Here is a 14,954-nt window from a genome sequence, read left to right as displayed (position 1 = left end):
TTACCAGTTCCAGTACTCGGTGGCCTCGGCGTGCCACGGGCTCGGGACGTCCTGGTCGATCGCGAAGGCCATGCCGAGCCCCTGCGCGATCTTGATGCTGCGGTGCAGGGTCTGGCGGATCGGCGACCCGGCGGGCAGCCCGTTGTCGTCCGACCACGTCTCGGTCTGCGTGACGCAGGTGCGCGCCCCGAAGCGGGCGTTCGAGCACGGAGCGGGCGCGCCCCAGGTCTGCAGATGTTCGAAATGGACGACCTTGCCCGAGCTCTTCTCGGTGATCGTGCCGCGCGCGACGAGCCGGTAGTCGGTGGACGGAACGGTCCAGCGCACGTAGTGCTGGCGGCCGCCGTCGGACGGGATCGGCGTGCACGTCGCGCCGTCGCAGGCGGACTCTTCGGTGACCCGCTGCGAGTAGTACGTGCCGTTGCCGTCCCAGCCGTCGAGCAGCACCCAGTCGCCCGAGCGGACGAAGTGCTCAGCGGTCGCCGGCGGCCACGTGACCGGGTCGCCCCAGGTGATCTGCGATTCGGTGGCCGACTGCGGCGACCAAGCCCACTGGAACGCCTTCTCCCCCGGCGGCGCGTACTGGCCCGCGCTGCGCTGGAACATCAGCGAAAAGTCGCCGTACACCGGCGAAGCGGCCTGCGCGGGCGGCGCGGCGAAAGCGGTGGCCAGAACGGCTGCGAAGACAGCCTTCGTCCAGAACTTCACGAACTCCCCCTCAATCAGCGTCGAGGAGGCCTTCGGGCGGATCGAGCACGACCCGGCCTCCAGCGACATCCACCACCGGGACGATGGCGCGGACGAAAGGTACCAACACCGAGCGCCCGTCGTGATCGAGTTCGAGCAGTTCCCCGGCCGGCGAATGGACCACCTCGACGACCTTGCCCACGACCGTCCCGTCGGCCAGCTCGGCGCTCAGGCCGGCCAGCTCGTGGTCGTAGAACTCCTCCGGGTCGCCGGTGGGCGGCAGCGTGTCCGTGTCCGCCAGGAGCAGGGCTCCGCGCAGGGTTTCCGCGACATCGCGGGTGAGCACCTGCTCGAAACGCACCAGCAGCCGCCCGCTGTGTTCGCGGGCGGCTGCGATGGTGAGTTCTCTCGTGCTGCCGTCGCGCAGCTTCGTCGTGACGACCGCACCGATCGCGAACCGCTGCTGCGGCGAATCGGTGCGCACGTCGACCGCGAGCTCGCCGCGGATGCCGTGCGCTTTCGCGATGCGGCCGACTACGACGTCCATACCTGACCGTTTCCGAGAATCTCGGGGTCAGCGATCGGTGTCGACGACGTCCACGCGGACGCCGCGGCCGCCGATGCCGCCCATCACGGTGCGCAGAGCGGTCGCGGTGCGCCCGCCCCGGCCGATCACCTTGCCGAGATCGTCGGGGTGGACGTGCACCTCGAGCGTGCGGCCACGACGCGTGGTCAGCAGCTCGACCCGGACCTCGTCCGGGTTGTCGACGATCCCGCGCACCAGGTGCTCGAGGGAGTCGGCGAGGAAGCTCACTCGGACTTCTCGCCCTCAGCGGCTTCTGCCTTCTCGGCCTCGGCCTTCTTCGGGGCCGACTTCTTCTTCGGCGTGGTGGCCTCGGTGGAGGGCTCCTCGCCGGCCGCGGCCAGCGCCGCGTTGAACAGGTCCTGCTTGGACGGCTTCGGCTCGGCCACCTTCAGGGTGCCCTCGGCGCCCGGCAGGCCCTTGAACTTCTGCCAGTCGCCGGTGATCTCGAGGATGCGCTGGACCGGCTCGGTCGGCTGCGCGCCGACGCCCAGCCAGTACTGCGCCCGCTCGGTGTCGACCTCGATGAAGCTCGGCTCTTCCTTCGGGTGGTACTTGCCGATCGTCTCGATGGCCTTGCCGTCCCGGCGGGTGCGCGCGTCGGCGATGATGATGCGGTAGTACGGCGCACGGATCTTGCCGAGGCGCTGCAGCTTGATCTTGACGGCCACGGGTGTGGGTACTCCTCAGTGCTGTGTGGTGCAGGGCGCGCGCGGAACCCGTGGGGACAGGCTCGCGGTGCCCGGAGGTCAGGAGCTTCCACACGGCGAGAGGGTCCGGCGGAAGCGGGCAAGCGAACATTCTGCCAGACGCCCGTCGCCGAGCCCGCACAAGGCCCCGGTTACGCGTGCGCGACCAGCGTCAGAACGACGCGAGCCCGAGCGCCCCGAGCAGGATCGCGACCGCGGGCAGGAAGTTGTTGACCGCGTGCGCGACGATGCTGCCCGCCAGCCTCCCGGTGGACAGCCGGGCCAGCCCGATCGGGATCGAGATCACCAGCAGGAGCGTGGTGCGCAGCGGTTCCAGGTGGCTGGCCGCGAACACCGCGGTCGAGAGCAGGAACGCGGCGAAGCGGCCCCACCGCTCGCTGCGCCACTGCAGCCGTTCCACCGCGCCCCAGAGCAGGCCGCGGTAGATGATCTCCTCGCAGATCGGCCCGAGCAGCCACAGGTAGCCGAACATCACCGCGGCGGCGGGCACGGACATCTTGCGGTCGTCGACCAGCGCGCTGATCGCCGACGTCGCGTCCGCCGAGCCGACCAGCTCGGTCCACACGTAGGCGCTCAGCGAGGTGAGCACGAGGCCGAGCATGCCGAATTTGAGCCCGGTCCAGACGTCCGCCCAGCGCCATTCGAGCCGCAGGTCGAGCTTCGGGCCGTTGCCGCGGACGACGGTGACCAGCACCGCGACGCCGGCGGCGATCATGGTGGGCAGCATCGTGCCGAGCAGCACCGTGCTGATCGGCAGCGGCCGGCCGGGAGCCGTCGGCCCGGCGAGCGCGCCGATGAACGCGGCCGACGCCAGCAACACCGCCTCGACCAGCAGGAACGCCCCGAATCCCCAGCGATGTGGCGGGAACGCGGTCGGTTCGGCCACGAAGTCCTCCGGGGAGAGCGCACTGGGGAGGGGTTCACGGGGCTGTGATGTGGTCACGCCCGCCTCCCCGTGCTCGCTCTGCTCACCGGTCGAGCCTAGCGGCCGAAATGGTTTCGCACAGTACTCGACCGGTCACCGGTTTCCGCGTTTTCCCGCCCGCGCTCAGTGCCCGGTGAAGAGCAGGACGGCGGGCGGCAGGTTGTTGGCCGCGTGCGCGAGCACGCTCGCCGAGGTCCGGCCGGAGTAATGCCGCGCCAGCCCGAGGACGAGGCCCTGGCCGAACAGCGCGATCGTGCGCGTGGTCTCGCCGTGCAGCAGTGCGAACACCAGCGAGGTGAGCACGAGCACCACCCACGGCGGGATCTTGTAGTGCGCCAGCGCGTTCCACAGTGCCCCGCGCAGCAGCAGTTCCTCGGTGAGCGGGACGGCGATCACCAGCACGAGCGCGGTCGTGACGAGCCAGACCGGGCTGCCGCCGGACACGTCGGGCAGGTCGGTGAGCGGGCTGTCGGACACCTCGTCGCCGCCGAATACGGCGATTTCGGCGGCGTTCAGCACGAAGCCGACAACGAGGGCGAGCAGGCCGCAGGCAAGGCCGATGCGGAGGTCGCGGCCTCTCGTGCGGAGCCCGAAGTCGCGTTCGAGCCCGGAGCCGTAGCGCAGGGAGGCGATCGCCGGGCCCAGGCCGAGGATCAGGTTCGGCAGGAAGGCCAGCAGCAGCAACGGTCCCGCGTATGCCTCGACCGGGTCGTCGTCGCCGACGTGGCGGTTGAACGCGGCCGCGGTGAGGAGGGTGACGAGGTAGTAGCCGGCGACTCCGAAGAAGAACGCGGCAAAGGCCCAATGGGCGCCCAGAATTCGCTTTCCCCCACCGTCTTCGGCCACGGGTTCACGCTATGTGCCTGTGCTGTGGCGCATCGAGGCGGGGTCGCGTCGCACTCGCTCGTAGCCGTGGCTCACTGCTCGTTGCTCGCGTCCGTGAGGGGAACCCTAAGGGAATCTGATTCCCGCAGGGTTCCCCTCACGGACTTCAACCGCGCCGGACCTCGGCATCGCGTGCCGGGTCTGCAGGGAGGGACGAGAACCCGCGCACTGCGGGAAAACCCCAATGTGGCGTTGGGTGCATGTGACGCACCGAACGCCGCATTGGGTGCGTCTGACGCACCCAATGTGGCATTGGGGCGGTCAGTGGAAGACCGTGCCGCCCAAGACGATGTGGGTCGGGTGGTGCAGGGCGGCGAGGTCGGCGCGCGGGTCGTCCGCGTAAACGATCAGGTCGGCCGGGGCGCCGTGCTCGATGCCGGGGTGGCCGAGCCATTCGCGGGCTTCCCAGGACGCGCTCGCGAGTGCCTGCGTACGCGACATCCCGGCGCGATGGAGCGCTTCGACCTCGTCGGCGATACGGCCGTGCGCGACCATGCCGCCGGCGTCCGTGCCCGCGAAGACGCTTACGCCCGCTTCAACCGCCGAGGACACCATTTCGCCGACACCGGCGTGCAGCGCGCGCATGTGTGCCGCGTACGTCGGGTACTTGCCTGCCTTGTCCGCGATGCCCGGGAAGTTCTCGATGTTGATGAGCGTGGGCACCAACGCGACGTCGCGGCGCGCGAGTTCGGCCAGCTGGTCTGGCGACAGCGCGGTGCCGTGTTCGAGACAGTCGATGCCCGCGCCGATCAGGCCCGGCAACGCGGCTTCGCCGAACACGTGTGCGGTGACGCGCGCGCCGAGGTCGTGGGCGACGCGGATGGCTTCGGCGAGCACGTCGTCCGGCCACAGCGGTGCGAGGTCGCCTTCGCCGCGGTCGATCCAGTCGCCGACGAGTTTGACCCAGCCGTCGCCGTCGCGGGCCTGTTCGGCTACCGCTTCGGGCAGCAGCGCCGGGTCGTCCAGCTCGATCGCGAACCCGGGGATGTACCGCTTGGGCAGCGCCAGATGCCGTCCGCAGCGGATGATCGTGGGCAGGTCCGCGCGCGATTGCAGCGGCCGGACGTCGAGCGGCAGGCCGCAGTCGCGGATCAGCAGCGTGCCCGCGTCGCGGTCGGTCGCGGCCTGGTCCGCGGCCTCCTCCGCCGACAGTCCGCCGTGCGGGCCGAGGCCCGGGTGGCAGTGCGCGTCGACGAGTCCCGGGACCACGAATCCGCCGGCGGACAGCGTTTCCGCGCCGGGAACCGGCTCGAACGACAGCTTTCCGTCCTGGATCCAGAGGTCACGCGGTTCGCCGCCGGGCAGGACGGTGCCGGAAAGGTGCAGCGGGCTCAATTGTTCTTCGGGTCCTTCGGCAGCTTGAACTTGGACGGGTCGAAGCCGGGCACGTCGTTCATGCCGCCGAGCTGGGACAGGTCCGGCATCCCGCCGGGCATCCCGCCGCCGGGGGGCAGCATCGGCATGCCGCCGGGCATCCCGCCGCGCATCCTCGGCTGCGTGGGTCCCTTCTTGCCCTTCTTCCCCTTCTTGCCCTTGCGGTTCTTGCTTCCGCCGCCTCCGCCGCCGAAGCCGAACCGGCCCGCCATCTGCGCCATCATCTTGCGCGCCTCGAAGAAGCGGTTGACCAGGTCGTTGACCTCGCGGACGGTCACGCCGGAGCCGTTCGCGATGCGCAGCCTGCGCGAGCCGTTGATCATCTTCGGGTCGGCGCGCTCGGCGGGCGTCATGCCGCGGATGATCGCCTGCAGCCGGTCGAGCTGCTTGTCGTCGACCGAGGCGAGCTGGTCTTTCATCTGGCCCGCGCCGGGCAGCATGCCGAGCAGGTTGCCGATCGGGCCCATCTTGCGCACGGCGAGCATCTGCTCGAGGAAGTCCTCCAGCGTGAGCTGCCCGCTGGTGAGCTTCTGCGCGGCCTGTTCGGCCTGTTCCTGGTCGAAGTGCTGTTCAGCCTGCTCGATCAGGGTCAGCACGTCGCCCATGCCCAGGATGCGCGAGGCCATCCGGTCCGGGTGGAACGTGTCGAAGTCCTCGAGCTTCTCGCCGTTGGACGCGAAGAGGATCGGCTGGCCGGTGACCTCGCGGACGGACAGCGCGGCGCCACCGCGGGCGTCGCCGTCGAGCTTCGTGAGCACCACGCCGGTGAAGCCGACGCCGTCGCGGAACGCCTCGGCCGTGGTGACCGCGTCCTGACCGATCATGGCGTCGACCACGAACAGGACTTCGTCCGGCTGCACGGCCTCGCGGATGTCCGCGGCCTGCTTCATCAGCTCTTCGTCGACACCGAGACGACCGGCGGTGTCGACCACGACGATGTCGTACTGCGCGTGCTTGGCCTCTTCGATCGCGCGGCGGGCGACGTCGACCGGGTCGCCGACGCCGTTGCCCGGCTCCGGCGCGAACGTGGTGACGCCCGCGCGCTCGCCGACGATCTGCAGCTGGTTGACCGCGTTCGGCCGCTGGAGGTCGCAGGCGACCAGCATCGGCGCGTGGCCCTGCTTCTTCAGCCACATCGCCAGCTTGCCGGCCAGCGTCGTCTTGCCGGCGCCCTGGAGACCGGCGAGCATGATCACCGAAGGCGGGTTCTTGGCCAGGTTCAGCCGCCGCGTCTCGCCGCCGAGGATGCCGACGAGCTCCTCGTTGACGATCTTGACGACCTGCTGCGCCGGGTTCAGCGCCTGGGAGACCTCGGCGCCCTTCGCCCGGTCCTTGATCTTCGCGATGAACGCCTTGACCACCGGGAGCGCGACGTCCGCTTCCAGCAGCGCGATGCGGATCTCGCGCGCGGTGGCGTCGATGTCGGCGTCGGACAGCCGGCCCTTGCGCGAGAGCGACTGCAGGGCCGAGGTGAGCCGATCGGAGAGGGTGTCGAACACGGGGGTGCACGCTCCAGCTGGGTCGAAAGTTCGCGTGCCGGGCGTGCTCGGCACCCCCGGCATCTTCCGAGGGTAGCCGCCCCGGCCGCCCGGCCTTCACGGGTACGGGAAGGGTACTACGCGTGCACGTATTAACCGGCCGGGCGACAACAGGTCAACCACGCGAAAACCGCTCGCACCGGCTCGGGAATTAAGTAAACATAGGCGTATGACATCAGCTACTGCCCGGCGTCCGACGCTCGCCGAACCGGCAGGAGACGAGGAAGAGCAGGCGCCGTTCCGCCGCATCGCGGGCCTGTTCCGGCCGCACCGGCGGGCGCTGGCCGGGCTGTGCGCGCTGCTGGTCGTGCAGGCCGGGCTGGGCGTCACCTCGCCGTTCCTGCTGCGGGAGATGCTGGACACCGCGCTTCCGCACCGCGACGCCCTGCTGGTGAGCCTGCTGGCGATGGGGATGATCGCCGCCGCGCTCGGGTCCGGGGCGCTGAGCGTGCGGACCACCGGGCTGTCCAACACCATCGGCCAGCGGGTGATGAACGAGCTGCGCGTGTCCGTCTACAGCCATCTGCAGCGGATGTCGCTGGGCTTCTACACCCGGACCAAGACCGGCGAGGTGCTGTCGCGGGTCTTCAACGACATCGGCGGCGTGGACAACGTCGTGACCGGGACCGCCGCGTCGATCGTGCAGAACGGCACGACGGCGCTGGCGATCGCGGTGGCGATTCTGGTCATGGACTGGCAACTGGCGCTGTTGTCGCTGGTCGTCGTGCCGTTGTTCCTGCTGTTCACGCTGCGGCTCGGCGGCAAGCAGCGGAGGCTCGCCCGCGGCCGGACCCGGCGGATGGCCCGGCTGACCACGATCGTCGAGGAATCGCTTTCGGTCACCGGCGTGCTGCTGGCCAAGACGATGGGCAACGCGAAGCTCATGCGCGACCGGTTCGCCGAGGAATCGCACGAGGTCGCGGCGCTGGAGCGCAGCGCCGCGCTGGCCGGGCGGTGGCAGCGGGCGGCGCGGTCGATGAGCCTGACGATCGTCCCGGCGCTGGTCTACTGGGCGGCCGGGCTTGAAATCGCGGGCGGTGCGGCACCGGTCTCGCTGGGCACCGTCGTCGCGTTCACCAGCATGTTGAACCGGCTGCTCGCGCCTGCGACGGCGATGCAGACCGTGGGACAGAACGTCGCGTCGGCGAAGGCGTTGTTCGGGCGGATCTTCGAGGTGCTCGATCTGCCGGTGGAGATCGGCGACCGGCCGGGCGCGCGTGAGCTGGTCCTGAACGGCGGGACGGTTTCGATGCGCGGGGTGTCGTTCCGCTACGACGATGACGGTCCGTGGACGTTGCGCGACATCGATCTCGACGTGCCCGCCGGGACCACGACGGCGCTGGTCGGGACGACGGGTTCGGGGAAGACGACGCTCGCCTATCTGGTCGCTCGGTTGTACGAGGTGACCGAGGGGAAGGTGTGCGTGGACGGGACCGATGTGCGGGACGTGACGCTCGCGTCGCTAGCCGCCGGGGTTGGGCTGGTGTCGCAGGAGACCTATCTGTTTCACGCGTCAGTGCGGGAGAACCTGCGGTTCGCGAAGCCGGACGCAACCGACGAGGAGCTGGAGAACGCCGCGAAGGCCGCGCACATCCACGACACTCTGGCCGCGCTGCCGGAGGGGTACGACACCGTCGTCGGGGAACGCGGGTACCGGTTTTCCGGCGGGGAGAAGCAGCGGATGGCGATCGCGCGGATTCTGTTGCGCAATCCGCCGGTGCTGATCCTGGACGAGGCGACGAGTTCGCTGGACAACCGCACGGAGCGGGCGGTGCAGGCGGAGCTGGACCGGCTCGCCGCCGGGCGCACGACGATCGCCATCGCGCACCGTCTGTCCACTGTGGAGCACGCGGATCAGATCGCGGTGCTGGACGCGGGGAGGGTCGTCGAACGGGGCACGCACGCGGAGTTGCTGGCCGCGGACGGGAGGTATGCCGCGTTGGTGCGAGGGGAAACCGCCTAATCTGGCGGTATGGAGACCGAACCCGACGTGGACCGGGCCGATGAGCTGGCGACGCTGGCCCGGACGGTGCGCGAGGGCGTCGGGCGGCTGAACTGGCGGATGCGCTTCGAGGCGGGCCCGCCCGCTCCGGGACCGGCCGTGCTGGCGGTGCTTTCGCGGCTGTACCGGGGCGGCACGCACACGCCGGGCGAGCTGGCCGACGCCGAGCGGATCCATCCGCAGTCGCTGACGCGGATCCTGGCCTCGCTGGCCGAACGCGAGCTGATCACGCGCACCCCGGACCCGGCGGACGGGCGGCGGTCGCTGATCGACATCACCCCGGCCGGGCTGCGGGAGCTGCGCCAGTACTCGATCGCACGGGAGACCTGGCTGGCCGCGGCCCTCGAGCGGACGCTGAGCCCCACCGAACAGGAGCTGCTCCGGCTCGCGGCCGGGCTGCTGGCGCGGATCGCGGATTCCTGAGGCCCGGGAGTTCCGGGGCGGCCGCTCCCCACGGCCGTCCCCGGAACTGTGGCGGAAGAGCTCACCTCCCCAGGAGGCCTTCCGCCGCGGGCACGCGGAGCGGTTCCCCCTCGACCACCCGGCGTTGGGGAGAAGTCTGCCGTCCCGGGACACGCGCGCGGCAGCGTGAAGTCCCTCAATCCGGGCTGAGTAGGACTACTCAAACTCGGGTGTCGGGTCCCGCGGAGTCGCTGGCGAACTCGAAGAGCGGTTCCGCGTCGGCGAGTTCCTCGGCGGAGCAGCTCACCGCGCAGGCGGCGGCTTGGAGGACTTCGGTGAGGACTTCCACTTCGGACGGCGAGACGGTGGCCAGCGCGGGGTTGCGGACGTCCATGCGGCCCGCGAGGCCTGCCAGTGCGTGGGAGAGCGCGTGTTGGCCTGCGACTAGCTGGGTGACCACTTCGGACAGTTCGCCGAGGGTGGCGGCTGATCCGTCGCCGCGGAGGAGGGCGGAGAGCTCTTCCGCGCAGGTGCGGAGGTGTCCGGCTACGACCGTGGGGGGCAGGGAGAGTTCTGGGAGGTTCTCTTGGCCTCGCATCTCGTTCACCTCGCCCCCTTGCCCGGACCTGCCATCCTGCCATCGGGATGGGGGTTGTCGATGCCGACACCCCGGATGGGTGAGCCCGGATGGCGCAATCCGGCCGCGTCTGCTTGCCCTGGCCAGCTGTCCGTGAAGGGCTCCTTGAAGGAATCAGATTCCTTCGAGGAGCCCTTCACGGACCTTCAGGAGACGGCGGTCAGGACGGCGTCGGTGATGGTGGTTCGCCACTGTGGAGTGACGTGGCCGGAGCGTGGCGAGAGGGCGAAGGAGTCCACTACCGCGCCGCCCAGGGTTGCGGCTTTTGCCCAGTGGACGTCTGCTTCGGCACGGCGCAGGGCGCTTGCTACGCGGAACAGCAGGCCGATTCGGTCGGCGGCGCGCAGTTCCAGCACTACTGCGTCGGGGCCGCTTGTTTCGTCGTCGAACCATCTGACTACTGGCTTGACCACGACGGGTGACGCGGTGGCGTAGTCGCGTTCCTTCGCGGCCAGGCGTTGGGTGAGCGGCATCGTTCCGGCGACTGCGCGAGCGAACTGTTCCCGCAGCAGCGCGGGATCCGGCAGGGAACCGAACTTCGGTGACGCGGTGAAGACACCTGCTCGGCCGCGACCGGAGTGTTCTCGCAGGACCGCGGAATGGACCTCCAACGAGTTCAGTGCCAGGACTCCGGCTGCGGGTGCCAGCAGTTCGCGGTCCGCGGGTACGGCCAATAGCGCCGTGACGACCTTGCCGTGGGCGGAGATCCGGATTTGGCCGACGCCGGTGCGAGCGGCCTCGGCGACTAGTTCGCGCTGGTCGTCGTCCAACGGCTCGGGGGGCGTGAAACCCTTGCCGTGCACGGCTTCCTCGCAGCCGCTGACCAGTTCGGCCAGCAGGCGGTCCTTCCAGTCGGTCCAGACGCCGGGGCCGGTCGCCAGCGAGTCGGCGCGGGTCAGGGCGTGCAGGAGTTCCAGCAGGACGACGTCGCCGTCCAGGGTTTTCACCACGCGCGAGATGGTCGCCGGGTCGCCGATGTCGCGTCTCGTCGCGGTGTGCGGGAGCAGCAGGTGGTGGCGGACCATGGCGGAGACCGTCGCGACGTCCGCGGGCGGGAGGCCCAGTCGTTGCGCTACGGACGCGGAGATCTTCGCGCCCAGTTCCGAGTGGTCGACGTCGCGGCCCTTGCCGATGTCGTGCAGCAGGGCACCGATGAGCAGCAGATCTGGTCGCGACACGGTGGTGGTCAGTTTTGCTGCTTCGACGCATGCCTGGACCAGGTGCCGGTCGACTGTCCACTGGTGTACTGGCGAGCGCGGCGGCAGGTCGCGTACGGCGCCCCATTCGGGGAACAGCCGCGACCATAAGCCGGTGCGGTCTAGGGCTTCTACTGCGTCGACTAGGCCCTCCCCCGCGCCCAGCAACTCGACGAGCGCGTTGCGGGCGTCGTCGGGCCAAGGTTCGCGCAGCTCGGGGGCGGATTCGGCGAGGGTGCGCAAAGTGCCTGGCGAGATCGGCATTCGGGTGCGGGCGGAGGCGGCCGCGGCGCGAAGCAGGAGGGCCGGGTCTCGGGCCGGGAGTGCGTCTCGGGCCAGTGCGACCTCGTCGCCGTGCAGGACGACGCCCTCGGCCAGCGGGCGGCGGACTGGGCGTCGGCCGAAGCGTGGGCGTGGTTGTTCCACAATGGACCGGAGGGCGACGTCGACGGCGTAGGCGATGGTCCGTCCCGCGCCGGAAAGCTTGCGGGCCAGGGTGAATCGGTCGCCGAGTTCCAGTTCGTGTGCGACGACGTCGGCGTCGGGGGCGTTGAGGATGTCTCGTTCGCGACGGGCTTCGCGGCGGAGTTCGGTGCGGACGTCCAGCAGGAGTTGCTTGGCTGCCAACAGTTCTTCGCCCGGGCGGGCGGTGAGCTGGCCTGCCGCGAGGGCCTCCAGGACACCGAAGTCGCGGAGGCCGCCGCGACCGTGTTTCAGGTCTGGTTCGGCGGATTGGGCGATCTCGCCGCTGCGCCGCCACCGGGTGTGGACGGATTCGGCGAGCTCGGGCAAACGTTTGCGGGCGGTGCGCCGCCACTGGTCGCGGGCGGCGGAGGCCAGGCGTTCGGTGAGGCCTGGGTCGCCTGCCAGGTGCCGGGCGTCGAGCAGACCTAGCGCGGTGCGCAGGTCTTCGGCGGCGACTTTCAGGGCCTCGCCGGGGGTTCGGACTGAGTGGTCGAGGCCGACCCGGGCGTCCCACAGCGGGTACCACAGTGCGTCGGCGATCTCTCCGATCCCGGAGTTTCCGTTGTGCAGCAACAGTAGATCGAGATCGGAGCACGGCACCAGTTCGCGCCGTCCCAAACCCCCTACGGCGACCAGCGCGACACCTGGGTCCGCGGTGTCGACGCCGGCCGCCGTCGCTCCTTTCCCGAGCCAGAACTCGTACAGATCGACCAGGGACGCCCGCAGTGCGGGTGCTCCGTGCCGTCCTTCGAGCAGCAGCGCAGTGGCTCGGGCGAGTTCGCCCCCGTCGGTCATCGGCTACAGCGCGTCCGTGCCGCGTTCACCGGTGCGGACGCGGATCACCGTCTCCACCGGCGTCACCCAGACCTTCCCGTCGCCGATCTTCCCGGTGTGCGCGGCGGTGGTGACCGCGTCGAGGACCTTCTCGACGACGACGTCGTCCACCACGACCTCGATCTTCAGCTTGGCCACGAAATCCACCGAGTACTCGGCACCCCGGTAGACCTCGGTGTGGCCCTTCTGCCTGCCGTAGCCCTGGACCTCGCTCACCGTCATCCCGAGCACGCCCAGCTGCTCCAGCGAGGAGCGGACGTCGTCGAGCGTGAACGGCTTGACGATCGCGGTGATGAGCTTCATGCCTTGGTCTCCTCGAGTTTCGTGACGGGCTTGACCGGGAACGTCGCCGAGTGGCCGAGGCCGCCCATGCCGGTGAAGTCGTAGGCGCTCTCCGCGTGCTGGCCCTCGTCGATGCCGCTGACCTCGTGCTCGGTGCTGACGCGGAACCCGCCGGCCTTCTTGATCGCGAAGCCGATGATCAAGGTCATGATGAACGAGTAGCCCAATACCGCAAGCGCGGCGACCACCTGGATGCCCAGCTGCTTGAAGCCGCCGCCGTAGAACAGGCCGTCCGCGCCCGCCGAGTTCACGCTCTTGGTGGCGAAGAACCCGATCAGGATGGTGCCGACGAGACCGCCGACGAGGTGCACGCCGACGACGTCGAGGGAGTCGTCGAAGCCGAAGCGGAACTTCAGCGAGATGGCCAGCGCGCACAGCACCCCGGCGATCAGGCCGATCGCGATCGAGCCGAGCGGGCTCACGAAACCGCAGGCGGGCGTGATGGCGACCAGACCGGCGACCGCGCCGGAAGCCGCGCCGAGCGTGGTCGGCTTGCCGAATTTCAGCTGTTCCACGACCAGCCAGCCCAGCACCGCGGCCGCGGTCGCGACGGTGGTGTTGGTGAACGCGACGCCCGCGAGGTCGTTCGCGCCGAGCGCCGAACCGGCGTTGAAGCCGTACCAGCCGAACCACAGCAGCGACGCGCCGAGCAGGACGAACGGGACGTTGTGCGGACGGCCGGTGTCCTTCGGCCAGCCCTTGCGCTTGCCGAGCACCAGCGCGAGGGCGAGACCCGCGGCGCCCGCGTTGATGTGCACCGCCGTGCCGCCCGCGAAGTCGAGCGCCTTGAGCTGGTTGGCGATCCAGCCGCCCACCGCGTCCTTGCCGGTGAAACCGTCGAACGAGAACACCCAGTGCGCGACCGGGAAATACACGACAATCACCCAGATTGTCACGAAAAGCGTCCAGCCCCAGAACTTCGCGCGATCGGCGATGGCACCGGAAATCAGCGCCGGGGTGATGATCGCGAACATCAATTGGAACATGCAGAACGCGAGCAGCGGCAATGCGTCCGGACCCGGCCACGGAACCGCGGGCGGGCCTTCGCTCGCCAGGCCGACGAGCTTGCCGAACGCGTCCGACAGGCCGGCGTAGTCGAAGTTCCCTACCAGGCCGCCGAAAGCGTCGTTGCCGAAGGACAGCGAGAACCCGAAGAGCACCCACAGCACCCCGACTATCGCGAGTGCGATGAAGTTCATCATCAACATGTTCAAAACGCTCTTCGCGCGGACCATGCCGCCGTAAAAGAACGCGAGGCCCGGGGTCATGAGCATGACCAGCGCGGCGCTGATCAGCACCCAGGCGGTGTCTCCGGCGTTCAGCACAATCGTCCTCCCGTGCCGTGGGCAACTGCTGAGGAAGTGTTGGCCCCCGGTGTTTCGCCGGGCTTCGATTCACGTTTCCCGCTCGTGAACTCCGGCGTGGTGGTTGTTACGGGGACGTTTCCGGGGAGTGGGGGCGAAGTGTCCGGTTAGGCAACGTCATGGTCGAATTACGCTATGTCATTACCTAACCGGGTGATCGAAGCGCTGCGCTGTTCGGTGTGCGCGGAGCCGGTCTCGCTGACCGGCCGGACGCTGCGCTGCGGGCGGCGGCATTCGTTCGATCTGGCCCGGCAGGGTTACGTCAACCTCCTGCACGCGCGCATCCCGGCGGGGACGGCCGACACCGCGCCGATGGTGGACGCGCGGGCGGCGTTCCTGTCCTCCGGTGCTTACGCGCCGCTGGCCGACGCGGTCGCTTCCGCTGCTGGTTCTGCTCCTGGGTTGATCATCGACGCCGGTGCCGGGCCGGGCTATTACCTCTCGCGGGTGCTGGACGACGCTCCGGACGCGGTCGGCCTCGCGCTGGACGTCTCGGCGATCGCGCTGCGGCGGGCCGCGCGGGCGCACACGCGACTCGGTGCGGCGGTGTGGAACCTGTGGGAGCCGTGGCCGGTAGGCGACGGGGTGGCGTCGGTGGTGCTGGACGTGTTCTCGCCGCGGAATGCCGCCGAGTTCCGCCGGGTGCTCGCGCCGGGCGGGAAGCTGGTGGTGGCGTCGCCGTTGCCGGGACACCTCGCGGAGCTGGGCGATCTGGTGCTCGCGGTGGACTCGCGGAAGGAAGAACGGCTCGAAGCGGCGCTGGGCGGGTTGTTCGTGCGGGAGTCCGAGGTCGAGGTGGTCCGGACTCAGCCGTTCAGCACGGCGCAGGTGCGGGATGTCGTGGCGATGGGGCCCGCGGGGTTCCATCTCGACCGGGACGGGCGGCGGGAGCGGCTCGACGCCGCAGCGGGGCGGGACGTGACGCTGGCGGTCTCAGTAAGCGTATGGCGGCGTGCCGAAGTCCGTGAGGGGAACCCTGGGGGACTCTGATTCCCTCAGGGTTCCCCTCA

The 14,954-nt window shown here is 69.8% G+C and carries 15 protein-coding genes; 3 read left to right on the top strand and 12 right to left on the bottom strand.

From position 1 onward, the window contains the following. The 8 genes from ACFORO_RS42385 to ffh all read right to left on the bottom strand — a co-directional run bounded on the left by ACFORO_RS42385 (position 1) and on the right by ffh (position 6,663). Positions 1-708, bottom strand: coding sequence for a hypothetical protein (locus ACFORO_RS42385; RefSeq protein WP_377870262.1), 708 nt, complete (start codon positions 706-708; stop codon positions 1-3). A 10-nt stretch (positions 709-718) separates the two neighbouring features. Next, positions 719-1,234, bottom strand: coding sequence for a ribosome maturation factor RimM (gene rimM / locus ACFORO_RS42380; protein WP_354737589.1), 516 nt, complete (start codon positions 1,232-1,234; stop codon positions 719-721). 27 nt (positions 1,235-1,261) lie between these two features. Further along, the gene (locus tag ACFORO_RS42375; RefSeq protein WP_003103110.1) at positions 1,262-1,501 is read right to left on the bottom strand and encodes an RNA-binding protein; all 240 of its coding nucleotides are present in this window, start codon (positions 1,499-1,501) and stop codon (positions 1,262-1,264) included. Continuing rightward, positions 1,498-1,941 carry a 30S ribosomal protein S16 gene (gene rpsP / locus ACFORO_RS42370; protein WP_116205654.1) on the bottom strand — a complete coding sequence of 148 codons (444 nt, stop codon included), beginning with the start codon at positions 1,939-1,941 and terminating at the stop codon, positions 1,498-1,500. The genes ACFORO_RS42375 and rpsP overlap by 4 nt, the downstream gene beginning before the upstream one ends. 190 nt (positions 1,942-2,131) lie before the next feature. Beyond that, positions 2,132-2,923: a CPBP family intramembrane glutamic endopeptidase gene (locus ACFORO_RS42365; protein WP_377870263.1), complete on the bottom strand. Its 792-nt coding sequence runs from the start codon at positions 2,921-2,923 to the stop codon at positions 2,132-2,134. A gap of 105 nt (positions 2,924-3,028) precedes the next feature. Next, positions 3,029-3,751, bottom strand: a complete 723-nt coding sequence (locus ACFORO_RS42360) for a CPBP family intramembrane glutamic endopeptidase (protein ID WP_354737594.1) — start codon at positions 3,749-3,751, stop codon at positions 3,029-3,031. 300 nt (positions 3,752-4,051) lie between these two features. Further along, entirely contained in the window at positions 4,052-5,125 is a 1,074-nt protein-coding gene (locus ACFORO_RS42355) for an amidohydrolase family protein (protein ID WP_377870264.1), read from the bottom strand. Then, entirely contained in the window at positions 5,122-6,663 is a 1,542-nt protein-coding gene (gene ffh / locus ACFORO_RS42350; protein WP_354737598.1) for a signal recognition particle protein, read from the bottom strand. The genes ACFORO_RS42355 and ffh overlap by 4 nt, the downstream gene beginning before the upstream one ends. 208 nt (positions 6,664-6,871) lie before the next feature. On the opposite strand from ffh, the gene ACFORO_RS42345 reads away from it, so the two are divergent. Both ACFORO_RS42345 and ACFORO_RS42340 read left to right on the top strand, forming a co-directional pair. Then, positions 6,872-8,665, top strand: a complete 1,794-nt coding sequence (locus ACFORO_RS42345) for an ABC transporter ATP-binding protein (RefSeq protein ID WP_377870265.1) — start codon at positions 6,872-6,874, stop codon at positions 8,663-8,665. 9 nt (positions 8,666-8,674) lie between these two features. Further along, positions 8,675-9,127: a MarR family winged helix-turn-helix transcriptional regulator gene (locus tag ACFORO_RS42340; protein ID WP_377870266.1), complete on the top strand. Its 453-nt coding sequence runs from the start codon at positions 8,675-8,677 to the stop codon at positions 9,125-9,127. Positions 9,128-9,326: 199 nt separating this feature from the next. Here the strand turns inward: ACFORO_RS42340 and ACFORO_RS42335 are convergent, their stop codons facing one another. The 4 genes from ACFORO_RS42335 to ACFORO_RS42320 form a co-directional block, all read right to left on the bottom strand. Then, positions 9,327-9,704 carry a hypothetical protein gene (locus ACFORO_RS42335; protein ID WP_377870418.1) on the bottom strand — a complete coding sequence of 126 codons (378 nt, stop codon included), beginning with the start codon at positions 9,702-9,704 and terminating at the stop codon, positions 9,327-9,329. 185 nt (positions 9,705-9,889) lie between these two features. Next, positions 9,890-12,199 carry a [protein-PII] uridylyltransferase gene (locus ACFORO_RS42330; RefSeq protein ID WP_377870267.1) on the bottom strand — a complete coding sequence of 770 codons (2,310 nt, stop codon included), beginning with the start codon at positions 12,197-12,199 and terminating at the stop codon, positions 9,890-9,892. A gap of 3 nt (positions 12,200-12,202) precedes the next feature. Beyond that, on the bottom strand, positions 12,203-12,541 hold the full coding sequence (locus ACFORO_RS42325) for a P-II family nitrogen regulator (RefSeq protein WP_043827775.1): 339 nt from the start codon (positions 12,539-12,541) through the stop codon (positions 12,203-12,205). Then, positions 12,538-13,905 carry an ammonium transporter gene (locus ACFORO_RS42320; RefSeq protein ID WP_344285998.1) on the bottom strand — a complete coding sequence of 456 codons (1,368 nt, stop codon included), beginning with the start codon at positions 13,903-13,905 and terminating at the stop codon, positions 12,538-12,540. Before ACFORO_RS42320 ends, ACFORO_RS42325 begins: the two co-directional genes overlap by 4 nt. A 174-nt stretch (positions 13,906-14,079) precedes the next feature. Here ACFORO_RS42320 and ACFORO_RS42315 point away from each other — a divergent pair, with 174 nt between their 5' ends. Then, positions 14,080-14,934, top strand: a complete 855-nt coding sequence (locus ACFORO_RS42315) for a putative RNA methyltransferase (RefSeq protein ID WP_377870268.1) — start codon at positions 14,080-14,082, stop codon at positions 14,932-14,934. The last annotated feature ends 20 nt before the right edge of the window (positions 14,935-14,954 follow it).

Origin of the sequence: Amycolatopsis halotolerans (genome assembly GCF_042647905.1) — a bacterium.
Lineage (GTDB): Bacteria > Actinomycetota > Actinomycetes > Mycobacteriales > Pseudonocardiaceae > Amycolatopsis > Amycolatopsis halotolerans.
This window is presented reverse-complemented; position numbering and strand designations above follow the sequence as displayed.

Excerpts from the sequence above, each read along its gene's own strand:
- ACFORO_RS42330 (WP_377870267.1), bottom strand. The coding sequence starts at position 12,199 with ATGACCGACGGGGGCGAACTCGCCCGAGCCACTGCGCTGCTGCTCGAA.
- ACFORO_RS42315 (WP_377870268.1), top strand. The coding sequence starts at position 14,080 with ATGTCATTACCTAACCGGGTGATCGAAGCGCTGCGCTGTTCGGTGTGC.
- ACFORO_RS42340 (WP_377870266.1), top strand. The coding sequence starts at position 8,675 with ATGGAGACCGAACCCGACGTGGACCGGGCCGATGAGCTGGCGACGCTG.
- ACFORO_RS42345 (WP_377870265.1), top strand. The coding sequence starts at position 6,872 with ATGACATCAGCTACTGCCCGGCGTCCGACGCTCGCCGAACCGGCAGGA.
- rimM (WP_354737589.1), bottom strand. The coding sequence starts at position 1,234 with ATGGACGTCGTAGTCGGCCGCATCGCGAAAGCGCACGGCATCCGCGGC.
- ACFORO_RS42335 (WP_377870418.1), bottom strand. The coding sequence starts at position 9,704 with ATGCGAGGCCAAGAGAACCTCCCAGAACTCTCCCTGCCCCCCACGGTC.
- ACFORO_RS42325 (WP_043827775.1), bottom strand. The coding sequence starts at position 12,541 with ATGAAGCTCATCACCGCGATCGTCAAGCCGTTCACGCTCGACGACGTC.